This is a genomic window from Neorhizobium sp. 2083 (assembly GCF_031455615.1).
Classification (GTDB): Bacteria; Pseudomonadota; Alphaproteobacteria; order Rhizobiales; family Rhizobiaceae; genus Neorhizobium.
The window spans coordinates 410,870-425,982 of sequence record NZ_JAVDTC010000005.1 but is presented as its reverse complement, the minus strand read 5'-3'; the positions used below and the strand labels follow the sequence as shown (position 1 = coordinate 425,982).

13 protein-coding genes are annotated in these 15,113 nt (G+C 63.5%); 11 read left to right on the top strand and 2 right to left on the bottom strand.

Annotation, left to right across the window (positions count from 1 at the left end; translation table 11 throughout):
• Positions 1 to 280 precede the first annotated feature (280 nt).
• Together J2X76_RS21365 and J2X76_RS21360 are read left to right on the top strand one after the other, a co-directional pair.
• Positions 281 to 1,684, top strand: a complete 1,404-nt coding sequence (locus tag J2X76_RS21365; protein WP_310219299.1) for a PLP-dependent aminotransferase family protein — start codon at positions 281 to 283, stop codon at positions 1,682 to 1,684.
• A 130-nt stretch (positions 1,685 to 1,814) separates the two neighbouring features.
• On the top strand, positions 1,815 to 2,198 hold the full coding sequence (locus tag J2X76_RS21360) for a DUF983 domain-containing protein (protein ID WP_113128999.1): 384 nt from the start codon (positions 1,815 to 1,817) through the stop codon (positions 2,196 to 2,198).
• Positions 2,199 to 2,204: 6 nt separating this feature from the next.
• Here J2X76_RS21360 and J2X76_RS21355 read toward each other — a convergent pair whose 3' ends face one another.
• Positions 2,205 to 3,350, bottom strand: a complete 1,146-nt coding sequence (locus J2X76_RS21355) for an NAD(P)-binding domain-containing protein (RefSeq protein WP_310219298.1) — start codon at positions 3,348 to 3,350, stop codon at positions 2,205 to 2,207.
• 220 nt (positions 3,351 to 3,570) lie between these two features.
• Here J2X76_RS21355 and recQ point away from each other — a divergent pair, with 220 nt between their 5' ends.
• Positions 3,571 to 5,430, top strand: a complete 1,860-nt coding sequence (recQ, locus tag J2X76_RS21350) for a DNA helicase RecQ (RefSeq protein WP_310219297.1) — start codon at positions 3,571 to 3,573, stop codon at positions 5,428 to 5,430.
• Between the two features lie 14 nt (positions 5,431 to 5,444).
• On the opposite strand, the gene J2X76_RS21345 is transcribed toward recQ, so the two are convergent.
• Entirely contained in the window at positions 5,445 to 6,599 is a 1,155-nt protein-coding gene (locus tag J2X76_RS21345; RefSeq protein WP_310219296.1) for an ROK family transcriptional regulator, read from the bottom strand.
• Positions 6,600 to 6,811: 212 nt separating this feature from the next.
• Here J2X76_RS21345 and J2X76_RS21340 point away from each other — a divergent pair, with 212 nt between their 5' ends.
• From J2X76_RS21340 to J2X76_RS21305, 8 genes are all read left to right on the top strand, one after another.
• A complete protein-coding gene (locus tag J2X76_RS21340) occupies positions 6,812 to 8,119 on the top strand; it encodes an extracellular solute-binding protein (RefSeq protein ID WP_310219388.1) in 1,308 nt (435 codons plus the stop codon).
• 69 nt (positions 8,120 to 8,188) lie between these two features.
• Complete coding sequence (locus tag J2X76_RS21335) at positions 8,189 to 9,079, top strand: sugar ABC transporter permease (RefSeq protein ID WP_310219295.1); 891 nt, start codon at positions 8,189 to 8,191, stop codon at positions 9,077 to 9,079.
• A gap of 3 nt (positions 9,080 to 9,082) precedes the next feature.
• Positions 9,083 to 10,000, top strand: coding sequence for an ABC transporter permease subunit (locus J2X76_RS21330; protein ID WP_310219294.1), 918 nt, complete (start codon positions 9,083 to 9,085; stop codon positions 9,998 to 10,000).
• Positions 10,001 to 10,002: 2 nt separating this feature from the next.
• Entirely contained in the window at positions 10,003 to 11,109 is a 1,107-nt protein-coding gene (locus J2X76_RS21325; protein ID WP_310219293.1) for a sn-glycerol-3-phosphate ABC transporter ATP-binding protein UgpC, read from the top strand.
• Between the two features lie 38 nt (positions 11,110 to 11,147).
• Positions 11,148 to 11,975 (top strand): glycerophosphodiester phosphodiesterase family protein, encoded by an 828-nt coding sequence (locus tag J2X76_RS21320; RefSeq protein WP_310219292.1) that lies wholly within the window; start codon positions 11,148 to 11,150, stop codon positions 11,973 to 11,975.
• Positions 11,972 to 12,796 (top strand): inositol monophosphatase, encoded by an 825-nt coding sequence (locus J2X76_RS21315; RefSeq protein ID WP_310219291.1) that lies wholly within the window; start codon positions 11,972 to 11,974, stop codon positions 12,794 to 12,796. The genes J2X76_RS21320 and J2X76_RS21315 overlap by 4 nt, the downstream gene beginning before the upstream one ends.
• A 210-nt stretch (positions 12,797 to 13,006) precedes the next feature.
• Positions 13,007 to 14,038: an ABC transporter ATP-binding protein gene (locus J2X76_RS21310; protein ID WP_405030074.1), complete on the top strand. Its 1,032-nt coding sequence runs from the start codon at positions 13,007 to 13,009 to the stop codon at positions 14,036 to 14,038.
• Positions 14,035 to 15,102, top strand: a complete 1,068-nt coding sequence (locus J2X76_RS21305; protein ID WP_310219288.1) for an oligopeptide/dipeptide ABC transporter ATP-binding protein — start codon at positions 14,035 to 14,037, stop codon at positions 15,100 to 15,102. Before J2X76_RS21310 ends, J2X76_RS21305 begins: the two co-directional genes overlap by 4 nt.
• Positions 15,103 to 15,113: the final 11 nt, after the last annotated feature.

Here is a 15,113-nt window from a genome sequence, read left to right as displayed (position 1 = left end):
GACAGATGCATCCCTCAATTTTGCGATCAATGCCGAGGGAACCAATCTTTTCGGACCGAACATCGAGCGGAGGTTTGGCGGCGAAGAGAGTGGACAACGCGTGGTTCGTAAGCCGTTGTGATGACGCGGAAAAGGTGTATCTCTCTGCTTGTTTCGCTTCAGGGATACCGCGGATATTGCCCGCCCCAAGGCTGCGGCGCAATGTCCTTTCTTTTGCTGATGACAGACTCACTGAGCAACAATATACCGTCAATCCAGGACGAACGATCGGACGTGATGGATGAAGACTTGGAAGCCCGACCTGACCCGCAGCCGCTCCCCGCGCTACATGGCGATCGCCGATGTCATCGAGATGGACTTGAGGAGCGGCAACCTTACGGTAGGCGACCGATTGCCGCCGCAGCGCGAGCTGGCCAAGCTGCTCGATGTCGATTTCACCACGGTGGCGCGGGGCTATCTGGAAGCGCAGAAGCGCGGCCTCGTCAGTTCGCATGTGGGGAGGGGGACGTTCGTGACGGGCGGTGCCGAGAAGGAGCGCCGAGGTTTCGTTTCCGACGCAGCGCCGGATCCGCGCCGAGCCTCGATCGTCGATTTTTCCATGAACATGCCGCCGGAGCCGGATGATCCGGACCTGATCGCGCGGATGCAGGAAGGGCTTGCCGCCGTTGCCGCCAACCTCGTGCCTTTGTTGCGTTATCAGGCTTTTGGCGGCGCCGGCATGGACAAGGAAGCGGCTGCCGTCTGGCTCGGCCGGCGCGGCCTTGTACCGTCGCAGGACCGCGTTTTCGTCACTCCCGGCGCGCATCCGGCCCTGCTGGCGATCCTCGGTATGCTGGCAAAACCGGGCGAGACGGTGCTGTCGGAGAACACCACCTATCCCGGCATCCGCTCGATCGCCGCCCAGTTGCGATTGAACCTCGTCGGCCTGCCGATGGACGACGAGGGCATTGTCCCTTCGGCCTTTGCGGAGGCATGCGAGAAAAAGAAGCCCAGGGCGCTCTATCTCAACCCCGTCCTGCAGAACCCGATGACGCTGACCATTCCGGAGCGGCGCCGCGAGGAGATCTGCGCCGTGGCGCGCAAATACGGGGTGCCGATCGTCGAGGACGATGCCTATGGCTTCATTCCACTCCGGAGCCCCACACCGCTGGCGGCGATCGCGCCGGATCTGACCTGGCATATCGGCGGGCTTTCCAAATCCATCGGCGCCGGCCTCAGGCTCGCCTATGTGGTCGCTCCGGATACCAAGGCGGCGTGGCCCTTCGTCAGCGCCATGCGTGCCAACAATGTCATGGCATCGCCGCTCTCGACAGCGCTTGCCACCCGCTGGATCGAGGATGGCACGGCCGACGGCATCCTGCAGTTCATCCGCGCCGAAGCTTCGGCCCGCCAGGCGCTTGTCGCGGACATATTGCCGAAGGGCAGCTATCGCGGCGACCCGGCCAGCTTCAACATCTGGCTGCCGCTGACGCAGGGCTGGACCCGCTCGACATTCGGCAGTCATATGCGCTCCGCTGGCATCGGCGTGGTGGCAAGCGATGCCTTCACGGTCGACGGTCCGGCGCCTGAAGCGGTGCGCGTATGCCTGGGCGGCCCGATCCAGCGGCCGGCGCTCAAGGCGGCGCTGGAATTCATGGGGCACGCCCTGGAAACCTCGCCCGAAATGGCTGGCTCCTTCTTCTGATTTTTCATCGTCCCGCGACGCCGAACCGGAATGCCTGCGGCATTCTGGCCAATCGACACATTGAATGCATCAATTTATAGGAATGAATGCAATCAATATTCGCTTTGACTGCTTTTTCGCAAGGACGATGATCATGGATCATGAATGGCCTCCTCTCCCTCCCATGCAGACCGGCATCCGCGGACGCTGCCCGCGCTGCGGGCAGGGGCATCTCTTCAACGGCTTCCTGACGCTCAATCGCAAGTGCGAGGCCTGCGGACTGGACTATTCCTTTGCGGATCCCGCCGACGGTCCGGCCTTCTTCGTGATCTGCTTTGCCTGCGTGCCGAGCGTGCTTCTCGGCGTCTGGCTGGAGGTGCAGTTCCAGCCCGCCTGGTGGGTTCACCTGCTGGTGACGCTGCCCTTCATGCTGCTCACCTGTATTCCGCCGCTTCGGCCGCTGAAAGGCTGGCTGGTGGCGAGCCAGTATTTCTACAAGGCGGAAGAAGGCAAGCTGGCGAGACGCGCCAGCTAGGCCCGGTCATTTGCCATGATTGACCGGAGTGCCGAGGAAGCCTGTCAATTCCCGCGCTGCCGCGCCGCCCGCCCGGTTCGCCCCGATCGTCGAAGCGGACGGGCCGTAACCGACCAGGTGAATGCGCGGGTCTTTACCGACCTGGGTCGCCAGCCGACCGGTCATGAGGATGCCGCCGCTCGTCTCGCGCAGCTGCAGCGGGGCGAGATGATCGAGCGAGCTGCGAAAACCCGTACACCAGAGGATCACGTCGGCCCGCCGCTCGGAACCGTCCGGCCAGCGGACGCCGTGTTCGGTGATCTCGGAAAACATCGGCAGCCTGTCCAGCGCACCGCGCTCCCGCGCCGCCTGGATCGCAGGCGTGACGGGCAGGCCGGTGACCGAGACCACCGAACCCGGCGGAAGGCCCTGACGGACACGGTCTTCCACCAGCGCCACGGCGGCGCGTCCTGCCTCCGGCGTGAACGGCTCGTCGCGGAATTTCGGTTCCCGTCGCGTCACCCAGGTGGTCGTGGTGACACGGGAAATTTCGTCGAGCAGCTGGATCGCCGAAATCCCGCCGCCGACCACGACGACATGCTGGCGGGCAAATTCCTCCGCGGTGCGATAATCCCGCGTGTGGAGCTGACGTCCTTGGAACCGCTGAGCGCCGGGATAGTCGGGAATATAGGGTGATTCCCAGGTCCCGGTCGCATTGATCAATCCCCGTGCCGAGAAGGCGCCCCGATCGGTTTCGACCCTCAGCCGGTCTCCCCGGTTGCAGACGACCGTCACCTCGACGGGGCGATGGACGCGCAGATCGAAGGCTTGCTCGTAGGCCGCGAAATATTGCGGCACGGCGACGGATGCCTTCACCTGATCGGCGGCGGTATCGACCGCCTCGTCGAACCGCATTCCGGGGAGATCGTGAACACGGTTGGCGGTTGCGAGCGTCAGGGACGGCCAGCGGAACTGCCAGGCGCCGCCGGGCTCCGGAGACTGGTCGAAAACGACAAAGTCTCTGTCCGGCGCAAGGCCGAGTTTCCGCAGGTGATAGGCTGAAGACAAACCCGCCTGGCCCGCTCCGATCACGACGATATCGACCTTGATCGCCACGCGGGCATGATCAGGTTTGTCGTCCGTATTTTGATCCGGTTCGGAGTCTGCGGCCATGCTGGATATCGATAGGAGTGAGGTGGTGGGGAACGGGTAGATGAGGCTTATACGTCCGCGAAAGGCGCTTCAAGCTGCACGGCTTGCAATCAGAAGTGGCGGCGGTATAGTTGCATCAGGTTTCATTCATGCCATTCCCATCCAAGCTCGATGTTCGCATACACTCGCGGCGGGCGCCGGACCTGTGCCATAGTCCAGGCTCCCACATGAAAGCGATTCCATGCAGCCGACCCAAAACCGCCTCGCTCCCCTGTTCGACAACGAAGGCACGAAAAACCCGCTCGATGTGCTGAAGCGCGTTTACGGTTATTCATCCTTCCGGGGCAAGCAGGCCGCTGTCGTCGAACAGGTCGTGTCGGGCGGCGACGCCGTCGTGCTATTTCCGACCGGCGCCGGCAAGTCGCTCTGCTTCCAGATCCCCGCGCTTTGCCGCGACGGCGTCGGCATTGTCGTTTCGCCGCTGATCGCGCTGATGCGTGACCAGGTGGAGGCCTTGAAGCAACTCGGCGTGCGGGCCGCCGCCCTCAACTCATCCCTGACGCGCGAAGAATTTCTCGACGTTCGCCGCGCGATCGGCAATGGCGATCTCGATCTTCTCTATGTGACGCCCGAGCGCATCGTCACGCCGGCCTTCAAGGAGATGATCGGCAATGCGAAGATCGCGTTGTTCGCGATCGACGAAGCGCATTGCGTTTCTCAATGGGGCCACGACTTCCGCCCGGAATATCGCGAACTCGGCAATCTCGCCGAGCTTTACCCCGGCGTGCCGCGTTTGGCGCTGACGGCGACCGCCGACCCGCATACCCGCGACGACATCATCGACAGGCTTGCGCTGCGTTCGGCCGAGGTCTTCACCACGTCGTTCGACCGCCCGAATATCGCCTACGAAATCGTCGAGCGCGACCAGCCGCGGCAGCAGTTGTTGCGCTTCCTCTCCCGCCACAAGGGTTCGAGCGGCATCGTCTATTGCCTGTCGCGCGCCAAGGTCGAGGATACGGCCGAGTGGCTGAACGGGCAGGGCATTCGCGCGCTTGCCTACCATGCCGGCATGGACCGCAGCCTTCGAGACGCCAACCAGGACGCGTTCCTGAAGGAGGAGGACCTTTGCCTGGTCGCCACCGTCGCCTTCGGCATGGGCATCGACAAGCCGAACGTACGTTATGTCGCCCATCTCGATCTGCCCGGTTCCGTCGAAGCCTATTACCAGGAGACGGGCCGCGCCGGGCGCGATGGTCTGCCGTCCGACGTCTGGATGGCCTATGGCATGGCCGATGTCATCCAGCGCGGCCGGATGATCGACGAGGGCAGTTCGGGCAACGATGTGAAGCGGGTCGAACGGGCCAAGCTGAATGCGCTGCTCGGCATCTGTGAAACTCCCGGCTGCCGGAGGCAGGCGATCCTGGCGCATTTCGGCGAGGCGCATGGCGGCCGGTGCGGCAATTGCGATACCTGCCTCAAACCCGTCGAAACCTGGGATGGGACGGAGGCCGCCATCAAGGCGCTGGCGGCGATCTACCGGACCGGTGAACGTTTCGGGACGGGCCACCTGATCGACGTGCTGCTCGGAAACCGCAATGAAAAGACCACCCGTTTTGGCCATGCGGACATGCCGGTCTTCGGCGTGGGCAAGGATATCCCGTCAAAGACCTGGCAGTCCGTTTACCGTCAATTGCTGGCCGCCGGCCTTGTCAGTGTCGATCACGCGGCCTTCGGCGCCCTGAAGCTGGAACCGGAAGCCCGCGCCGTCTTCAAGCGCGAACGCGAGGTCCGTTTCCGCAAGGACCGCCCGACCACCGGCAAGGCATCGAGAAGCGCGTCGCCCGGGGCGGCAAGCGCAAGGTCTGCGCTGGAAGGCGCAGACGCGGAACTCTTCGAGGCACTGCGTGTCGCCCGCCTGGCGATCGCCAAGGAGCTTGCGGTGCCGCCTTACGTCGTTTTCCCGGACACGACGCTGGTCGCCTTCGCGACCGACCGCCCGACGAGCCGCGACGCGCTGCTTGGCATTTCCGGCGTCGGACAGTCGAAGCTCGAGCGTTACGGCGATGCCTTCCTGAAGGTGATCCGGGCGCACGAGAGATAGGCCGGCTGCCCGCGTCAGTAGAACGTCGAGTGGAACGGCGTGATCGCGGCGCCCATCGCCGATGCGTCGCTGGCGATGTCCGAGATGATCAGCTTGGGGCTGGGGCGCGGCACGCCGTAGCGCGGCCGGTCGTAAATGCGGGTTCGATCGATCAGCATCTGCGCCAGATCTCGCGGCACCTGGCCGCCGAAGACGATCGCCTGCGGGTCGAAGATCGCCCAGATGGCATTGACCAGGCGGTTGTAAGCCGGCGCGACTTCGTTCACCCACTCGGTCACCCCTGGCCACTGCGCGTCGAAATGCCTGCGCATGTAGTTGATGGAAGGGACGTCGACGCCGTTGCGGGCAAGCCTTTCGATGAGCAACTGCAGCGCCGGTCTGCGCTGGTTTTCCTCTTCGTCATAGATGCCCGAAAACTCGCCGGCATTGCCGTTGCCGCCGAGCAGCAGTTCGCCGTCGCCGATCAGTCCGCCGCCGAAACCGTAGTTGAAGCTCAGATAGGCGAAATGCTTGATATGACGCCCGACGCCGAACATCGCCTCTGCGATCGCCCCGGTATTGGCGCCGTTGTGCACCCAGACCGGCTTGCCGAAAAATTCCGCCAGCAGCGGGCCGAGTTCGATCAGCGACCATTCATGGAGCGGAAGCGGCGCGTTGTAGCGTGTTCCGCCGACATGAAAGCCTGCTATTGCAAAGCCGATGCCGAAAAGGGCCGCCGGGGACAGGTCGTTGAGCTTTTGGGCCTCCACAAGCCGTTCCCTGACAAGATCGAGGGATTGCGCCATCGTATGCCCGCGCAGCGTCACGCTGCTTTCAGCCAGAACACTGCCGGCAAGGTCCATCAGGCAGATGCCGATGACGTCGGTATTGACCGAGATCCCGCAGGAATAGGCATATCGACTGTCAAGTCTGAGCGTCGGGCTGGGTTGCCCGCGGCCGACACCGGGTTTCGGAGAGCCAAGCGAGACAATGCCGCGCTCCGCCAGCTGATCGATGATCCGGTAGACCGACTGCTGGGTGAGATCGGTATGATCGGTCACCTCGGAACGGGAAAGGCCGGGATACCGCCAGATGAGTTTGAGCAGACTGCGCTCGTTCGGCGAGACGACTCCGCTTTCGCCTGCGCGCAGGAATTGCGGGGAGATCAGCGCCTCGGGAAAATAGGCCATTGATCCATCTCCTCCGCCAAAATTACCATAGAAGTGTAATAAAGGCGGCTTTATACCGGCCGCCTTACCCCATAATTTCCTTTCCATAGATCGAAATCCCTTTCGCGACAAGGGCTTCCGCCTGTCATTCAATTGTTACACATAAAGTGTAGTAATGCCGCCGTTCTGATGCCGAGCACACTCGGCCGATCCCAAAACAGGCGAGGGCAATGATGAAGATTTCCATTCTGGCGGCCGCGGCCGCCGTGATGGCGGGTGCGTGTTCCGCGCAGGCCGCCAATATCGAATTCTGGTACGGCAACACCGGGCCGGTGGAGACCGCAATCAAGGCGCAGTGCGATGCCTTCAACGCTGCTCAGTCGCAGCACAAGGTCACCTGCGTCGGCCAGGGCAGCTACGAAGTGTCGATGCAGAAGGCGATTGCCGCCTATCGCGCCAAGAACCACCCGGTGCTGATCCAGTTCTTCGACGCGGGCACGCTCGACCTGATGCTGTCCAACGCCGTCGTCCCGGTCCAGGAAATCCTGCCCGACGTGAAGTGGAACAGCTATATCGCCGGCACCCGCGCCTATTACGAAACATCCGGCGGCAAGCTTTTCGCGCAGCCCTACAATGCCTCGACGCTGCTGTTCTATACGAACAAGACCGAGCTCGAGAAAGCCGGCGTCACCCAGACCCCGACCACCTGGGAAGAGGTGATCGATGCCGCCCGCAAGCTGAAGGCCGCCGGCCATGCCTGCCCGTTCGTCACCGATGGCGATACCTGGCGCGTGCTGGAGCAGTTCTCAGCCCGTCACGGCCTGCCGATCGCCTCCAGGCACAACGGTTATGACGGCCTCGATGCCGAATATGTCTTCAACACCACTTTCGTCGCCAAGCACCTCCAGAACCTGGTCGACTGGCGCAAGGAAGGCCTCGTCAGGCTCAATGCCGATACCAAGGCCGGCAATTATACGGCTGCCTTCAACGCCGGCGAATGCGCGATGATGGAAGGCTCCTCCGGCTCCTACGCCGCCTCCACCAAGGCTTTCGACGGCAAGTACCAGATCACCGTCAACATGGCGCCGATGTACAAGGGTTACGAGCGCCACAACACGCTGGTCGGCGGTGCTTCGATCTATGTCATGAAGGGCCATGACCAGGCCGAGGTCGATGGCGCCAAGGCTTTCCTCGACTTCCTGCGCAAGCCGGAACAGCAGATGGCGTTTACCGCCGCCACCGGCTACGTCCCCGTCACCAACGACGTGCTCGAAGCCATCAACAAGAGCGGCGACGCCAAGGCCGCGAAATACGCGACCGCTGCCATCGGCATCGAGTCGATGAATCAGCCGCCGACCGCCGACAGCCGCGGCATTCGCCTCGGCTTCTACGTGCAGTTCCGCGAAATCTTCATGGAAGAGACCCAGAAGGCCTATGCCGGCCAGCAGACCATGCAGGTCTCGCTCGACAATGCCAAGAAGCGTGGCGACGAGCTGCTGCGTCGTTTCGAGCAGACCTACAAGGGCGTCAAGCTGCCTTGATCCAAGCTTGATCGGCGCGGGCGGGACGCAAGTCCTGTCCGTGCCGCTCCCTCACTGCGGGCTTTTCCCATGACCTCCGAATCCACTCTCTTCAGCAATCGCTGGCTGCCGGTCCTGCTGGTCGCGCCCTTCATGCTGCTGATCATCCTTTTCTTCTACGTGCCGATCTTCCAGGCCTTCTACTGGTCCTTCTTTCTCGAGCAGCCGTTCGGCGGCGGTTCGATGTTCGTCGGGCTCGACAATTTTGCCCGCGTCCTTTCCGACCGGGAATTCTGGCAGGCGGGCGGGCGCACCCTGGTGTTCATGGTGACCGCATCGTCGCTCGCCGTACTGATCCCGCTGATATTGGCGGTCGCCGCCGATCGCAAGATCCGCCTGTCGCTGCCGGCCCGCAATGTGCTGGTCTGGCCGAAGGGCGTGGCAGGCGCCTCGATCGGCGTCGTTTTCGCCTTCGTCTTCAATCCGTTCGTCGGCATCCTCGCACCGCTCAACAAGGCCTTTCCAGGCATCTGGGCACCCGGCATCGACGGCACGGACGCCTTCATCACGCTGATCGCAGCGCATGTGTGGAGCGGCATCCCGTTCAATTTCGTCATCCTGCTGGCCGGGCTGCAATCGATCCCGCGCACCATGCAGCAGGCGGCGGCGATGGACGGGGCAGGGCCATGGCGGCGGATTTTTGACGTGCAGCTGCCGCTGATCATGCCGCAGCTCTTCCTGACCCTGGTGCTGGAATTCACCGAAAGTGTCACCTCCGCCTTCGCGCTGATCGACACGATCACCCATGGCGGTCCGGGCGGCGCGACCACGCTGCTCGTCTACAAGATCTACAAGGACGGTTTCAGCGGTTACGACCTGTCGGGCGCCGCCACCCAGACCGCGATCCTGATGGTCTTCGTCATCCTTCTCACCGCCGCCCAGTTCGTCTTCCTCGGCCGGCGCATCAACTACGAGCGCTGACAGATGATCGAAAACGCACGCTCCCTCAACATCGCCGCGAGCGTCATCCTGCTTGCCGGCATGCTCTACATTCTCGGGCCGCTCTACCTGACGCTTGCAACTGCGTCGCAGTCCTACGAATTCCTGCTGCGCAACGGGCTTGCCTGGTATCCGGGCGACCAGTTCTTCAACAATGCGGCGCGCATCTTCACCGAGACGCGCATCCCGATCCAGATGTTGAACAGCCTGGCGGTTGCCTTCAGCCTGGCGATCGCCACCTGCATCCTGTCTTTCCTGTCGGCCTATGCGATCGTCTATTTCCGCATCCGCTGGGCGGGCGTCGCCTTCGCGCTGATCCTCGCGACGATCATGCTGCCGGTCGATATCCGCGTCATCACCACCTATCAGGTTGCGTCGAACGTGTTTTCGCCGGTCAACGCGCTGCTCGACGTCACCGGCCTCAACGGGCTGATCGCCAAGGCTTTCGGGGCGCCCGTGCAGCTCGAGCTGAGTGTTCTGAACACCCATTTCGGCCTGATCGCCCCACTTGTCGCCCATGGCACGGGCACGTTCCTGTTCCGCCAGTTCTTTCTCACTCTGCCGAAAGATCTGTTCAAGGCCGCCCGCATGGACGGGGCCGGCCCGGTCCGCTTCATGCTTGATATCCTGCTGCCTTTGTCGCGCACCAGTTTCGCGGCGCTTTTCGTGCTGACCTTCCTGAGCGGCTGGACCCAGTATCTCTGGCCGCTCGTCGCCTCCTCCACACCCGACATGCAGACCGCCGTGGTTGGCCTGGCGCGGCTGCTGCCGGATTCGGACGGCGAAGTGCCGGACTTTCCGATGATCATGGCGGGCGCCGTGATCGTTTCCCTCGTGCCCCTCCTGATGATCGCACTGTTGCAGCGGTATCTGGTGCAGGGCCTCGTGCTTTCGGAGAAATGACGATGAACGCCATCGATACAGCCATCCGCGCCGCCGCGGCGAGCATCACGGTCAAGGATCTCACCAAGGCTTACGATCCCCAGACGGTGGTCATTCCGCCGATGGATGTCGAGCTGAAGGCGGGCGAATTCACCGTCGTGCTCGGCCCTTCCGGCTGCGGCAAGTCCACGCTTCTGCAGATGATCGCCGGGCTCGAACGGGTGAGCAGCGGCAAGATCCTGATCGGCACCCGCGAAGTGCAGGATCTCGAGCCGAAACATCGCGGCTGCGCCATGGTGTTTCAGAACTATGCGCTTTATCCGCACATGACCGTGTTCGAGAACATGGCCTACAGCCTCAAGGTCTCCGGCACACCGAAGGCGGAGCGCGCCGAGCGGGTCGCGGCGGTCGCCAGGATGCTGGGCCTTGCCGACTACCTGCACCGCAAGCCGGGACAGCTTTCCGGCGGCCAGCGCCAGCGCGTCGCGATCGGCCGCGCCATCGTCCGCGAACCGGCCGTTCTGCTGTTCGACGAGCCGCTCTCCAATCTCGATGCGCAGCTTCGCCACGACATGCGCGTCGAACTCGCCGACCTGCATCGCCGCATCGGCGCCACCACCGTCTTCGTCACCCACGATCAGGTGGAGGCGATGACGCTCGCCGACCGCATCCTCATCCTCAACAAGGGCCGCATCGAACAATTCGATACGCCGAAGGCGATCTACCACAACCCGGCCTCGGTCTTCGTCGCCAAATTCATCGGCGCCCCGCCGATGAACATTCTGCCCGTGACCGGAGACGGGGCGGCGCTGCGGCTTGCCGACGGGCAGGTGGTGGCGAACGCCTCGCTGACCGGCACCTACCAGCTCGGCATCCGCCCCGAGGATATCGTCGTCGATGGCAAGGCGAATGGCCATGTGGTCAGGGCGGCGCTCCGGTTCCGCGAGGATCTTGGCTCCCATTCGGTGCTGGCCGCCGATCTCGGCGGTTCGACCGTCCGCATCGCGACGCCCTTCGGCGCGGATATAGCCGACCGGCTCGAACTCGACCTGAACTTCCCGACCTCGCGACTGCATCTCTTCGATGCAGCGACGGGCCGGGCCATACCCGGTGCCTTCGGCGCCCAATGAAAGCCCGGCGCCACAGGCGCCCTATGAGAGAAACCCACATGAACTACAAAGACTTCATCGCCGATCCGGCACGTAGCTGCGCCGTCGTTGCCCATCGCGGTGCCTGGCACGAGGCCCCGGAAAACAGCCTGGCGGCCATCGAGAACGCGATCGCGCTCGGCTGCGACATCGTTGAACTCGACGTGCGCAAGAGCGCCGACGGCGAGCTTTTCCTGATGCATGACGACACGCTCGAACGCATGGCCGGCATCGATCGCGACGCCGAAAGCCTGACCATGGCCGAACTCCAGGCGATCATGCTGCGCGAGAGCGACGGCGGCGAAGGGCGTGCCGTAAGCGACCAGCCCATCCCGACGTTGAGGCAGGCGCTGGAGATCATCCGCGGCCGCATCTTCGCCGATCTGGATTTGAAGGACCGCGGACTTTTTTCCGAAGTCGCCGCCTGCGCACGCGAGATGGGGGCGGCTGCCTATGTCGATCTCAAGACCAAGGTCCACAGCCTGGCGGATGTCCACTGGGTGCGCGACCAGAACATCGACGGCGTACCGTTCATGGGCATGACGCGCTTCACCGCCGAAAACATCGGCGATTCGCTGGCTGTCCTTGCTAACCTCTCGCCTTTCATGTGCGAAATCCGCTTCGACAGTCTCGAAACGATCGCTCATCACCGCGAGGCTTTCGCCCGGGCCCGGATGGCGCTGTGGGTCAACACCCTCGACCAGCCCGGCAGCGGCGAATGGACGGACAGTGCCGCTCTTGCCGATCCCGATCTGATCTGGGGCCGGTTGATGGACGCGGGCATCAGCGTTATCCAGACGGACCAGCCCGCCGCGTTGAAATCCTACATAAAGGCGCGCCAGGCATGACGATTGTTTCCGACGCCGTGCTTCGGTCCCTGATGGAGGATATGCGCCAGGCGGGGGAGGCGGAGGTTCTGCCCCGTTTCCTCGGCGTGACGGCGGATGGCATCCGCGCCAAGACCGCTCCCGACGACATCGTCACCGATGCCGATCTGGGGGCCGAACGCCGGCTTTCGGCAGCACTTTCCGCGCATTTTCCCGGCGCGCTGATCGTCGGCGAGGAGGCGGTCTCCGCCGATCCGGCACTGCTCGACCGCCTTGCGGATGCCGAACTCGCGGCCATCATCGATCCCGTCGACGGTACCTGGAATTTCGCCCATGGGGTGTCGCTGTTCGGCATGATCGTGGCGATCGTGTCGGCTGGAAGGACCGTCGCCGGCCTGATCCACTATCCGGTGACCGGCGATTTTCTGGTGGCCAGGCCGGGCAAGGGGGCTTGGCACGTCGCCCGCGATGGCGCCCATACCCGCCTTGGCGTCGCCGCTCCGGTTCCGGTCGCCGAAATGAGCGGCTTCGTGCCGCTGCACATGTTCTCGGCGCAAGAGCAGGCGGCCTTCGCACCGCGGGTTCTGCGTTTCGGCCGCACCACCACATGGCGCTGCTCCGCCTTCGAATACCGGATGGTGGCAACCGGGGCGATGACCTTCTCGCTGAATGCCGATATGAAACCCTGGGATCATGCGGCCGGCGAACTGATCCACCGCGAAGCCGGCGGCCATAGCGGTCTCCTGAGCGGCGAGACCTACCGGCCCTCGATGACGCAAGGGCGGCTGCTGCTTGCGCCCGATGCGGCGAGCTGGGAGGCGATCCGGGAAAGCCTGGGGTGAAAAACAGGCTTCCCGAGGAAGGTGATTTTCATTCTGGCTTTCGTCAACGCGACGTGTAATGTATACACGAATAGGCTCTCGGGAGGAGTCTGCATCGCGTATCAGGATCCCTGATGGGATAGTCGGCGCGGTGAGGAAAATGCATGAGTGCCGCCTGCATGTCAGATGTTGATCGTGCAGGCAGCGGGCCGACGGGAGGATCAGGGCCGGATGCAGCAGCTTGCCGAGATCACGGTGGCCGGCCAGGACACGCTTCTGGATATCCAGAACCTGACATTGTCATTGCGTGACCAATCGGGTTGGGTCGAAGTCCTCAACAACGTTTCGCTGTCGGTGAAGCCGAAGGAGATTCTCGGCGTCGTCGGGGAGAGCGGGTGCGGTAAGTCGATGACCGCGCTCTCGATCCTCCGGCTTCTGCCGCCGCGCGATTCGCGCCTTGGCGGCAACATCATGTTCGGCGGGCAGAACCTGGCCGCCTGTTCGGAATCGCAGATGAACCGCATTCGCGGGCGGCACATCAGCATGATTTTCCAGGAGCCGATGAGCGCCCTCGACCCGGTATTCACCGTGGGTTACCAGATCGAGGAAACCCTTCGGCGGCATTTCAAGATCGATCGCAGGGAGGCGGCGGAACGCGCCGTCGCAGCGCTCGATTCGGTCGGCATCGCATCGCCCCGCCATGTCGCCACGCTCTACCCGATGAACCTTTCCGGCGGCATGCGCCAGCGCGTGATGATCGCCATGGCGCTGGTCTGCGAACCGCGCCTGCTGATTGCCGACGAGCCGACCACGGCACTGGACGTGACGATCCAGGCGCAGATCATGGACCTGCTCCTGGGCCTTGCCGACCGCACCGGCACCGCCATCATGTTCATCACCCACAATCTCGGCCTGGTGGCACAGAGCTGTCATCGGATGGTCACCATGTATGCAGGGCAGGTGGTCGAAGGCGGTCCGGTGAGGGATGTCATCGCCGATCCCCGTCACCCTTATACGGCCGGGCTCCTGCATTCGATACCCGACAGCAACCGTGCGCGCGGCACCCTGCCTTCGATCGCCGGCCGAGTCCCCTCGCTGCGTCACATGCCGAAGGGCTGTCGCTTCGGGCCGCGCTGTTCCTATTCCATGCAGCCCTGCGAACTGCCGCAGAGCATCGAAAATGAGGGCGTCGAGAACACCGTCCGCAGGGAAGTGCGCTGCAACCGTTGGGAAGAACTCGAATTGAGAGGGGTCGGGGCATGAGTGTAGCCACGCCTTCCGGGCAGACGGCGCTTGACGTCGACGACCTGCATGTCAGCTTCGGCAATGCGCGGCGCGGTTCGCTGATCCGTGCCGTCGACGGTGTCAGCTTCAGCGTCCGCAAGGGCGAGATTTTCGGTGTGATCGGTGAATCCGGTTCCGGCAAATCGACGCTGGGGCGCTGTCTCGTCGGGTTGCTCAGCCCGAGCGGCGGTGGCGTGCTGCACGACGGCGTCGATCCCTTCAAGTTTTCCCGCCGCGAACTCAACCGTCACCGGCGCAAGTACCAGATCGTCTCGCAGGACCCGAATGCGGCTTTCGACCCGCGCATGACCATCCTTCAGAGCATCTGCGAACCCTTGAACATCGCAGGCGAGGGGACGAAAGCCGAGCGGCGCGAAAAGGCGTTCGCGATGCTGGACCGGGTGTCGCTGTCGCCGGAAATGGCCAACCGTTATCCGCATGAGATTTCCGGTGGCCAGAAACAGCGCGCCAATATCGCCCGGGCGCTGATGCTGGATCCGAACGTGATCGTCTGCGACGAGGTGGTGGCGGCGCTCGATGTGTCGATCCAGGCCGACATGCTCAATCTCTTCGCCCGGCTGCAGGAACAATTCGGCCTCACCTACGTCTTCATCAGCCATGACCTGCGCGTTGTCAGCCATATCAGCGACCGTGTGGCGGTGATGTATTTCGGCAAGATCGTCGAATTCGGCCCGGCCCATGCCGTGATCGAGACGCCGCTGCACCCCTATACGGAAGCGTTGCGCTCGGCCGAACCGGAGATCGATCCGGCCGCCGCCGATGCCCGGCAGAGGATTATCCTGCAGGGCGAGATACCGAGCGCCATCGCGCCGCCCGGCGGCTGCCGCTTCCATACGCGCTGTCCGCGGGTGCGCGACATCTGTCGCACCGAGGAACCCCGGCAGCGGGAGTTGCTGCCCGGACGGCATGTTGCATGCCACTTCGCCGAGGAGATGCTCGGCGAAAAGGAGAGGAGGGGTCTTGGTCCTGCCGGGGGGCACGGCGGGGACCATGTCGCACCTGCGACGAATGCACTGACATAGGGGCCGAATAA

What these genes read in the sequence shown, in the direction of transcription:
- J2X76_RS21345 (WP_310219296.1), bottom strand. Translation starts at nt 6,599, where the DNA reads ATGGCCTATTTTCCCGAGGCGCTGATCTCCCCGCAATTCCTGCGCGCA.
- J2X76_RS21315 (WP_310219291.1), top strand. Translation starts at nt 11,972, where the DNA reads ATGACGATTGTTTCCGACGCCGTGCTTCGGTCCCTGATGGAGGATATG.
- J2X76_RS21365 (WP_310219299.1), top strand. Translation starts at nt 281, where the DNA reads ATGAAGACTTGGAAGCCCGACCTGACCCGCAGCCGCTCCCCGCGCTAC.
- J2X76_RS21305 (WP_310219288.1), top strand. Translation starts at nt 14,035, where the DNA reads ATGAGTGTAGCCACGCCTTCCGGGCAGACGGCGCTTGACGTCGACGAC.
- recQ (WP_310219297.1), top strand. Translation starts at nt 3,571, where the DNA reads ATGCAGCCGACCCAAAACCGCCTCGCTCCCCTGTTCGACAACGAAGGC.
- J2X76_RS21330 (WP_310219294.1), top strand. Translation starts at nt 9,083, where the DNA reads ATGATCGAAAACGCACGCTCCCTCAACATCGCCGCGAGCGTCATCCTG.
- J2X76_RS21320 (WP_310219292.1), top strand. Translation starts at nt 11,148, where the DNA reads ATGAACTACAAAGACTTCATCGCCGATCCGGCACGTAGCTGCGCCGTC.
- J2X76_RS21310 (WP_405030074.1), top strand. Translation starts at nt 13,007, where the DNA reads ATGCAGCAGCTTGCCGAGATCACGGTGGCCGGCCAGGACACGCTTCTG.
- J2X76_RS21335 (WP_310219295.1), top strand. Translation starts at nt 8,189, where the DNA reads ATGACCTCCGAATCCACTCTCTTCAGCAATCGCTGGCTGCCGGTCCTG.
- J2X76_RS21355 (WP_310219298.1), bottom strand. Translation starts at nt 3,350, where the DNA reads ATGGCCGCAGACTCCGAACCGGATCAAAATACGGACGACAAACCTGAT.
- J2X76_RS21325 (WP_310219293.1), top strand. Translation starts at nt 10,003, where the DNA reads ATGAACGCCATCGATACAGCCATCCGCGCCGCCGCGGCGAGCATCACG.
- J2X76_RS21340 (WP_310219388.1), top strand. Translation starts at nt 6,812, where the DNA reads ATGAAGATTTCCATTCTGGCGGCCGCGGCCGCCGTGATGGCGGGTGCG.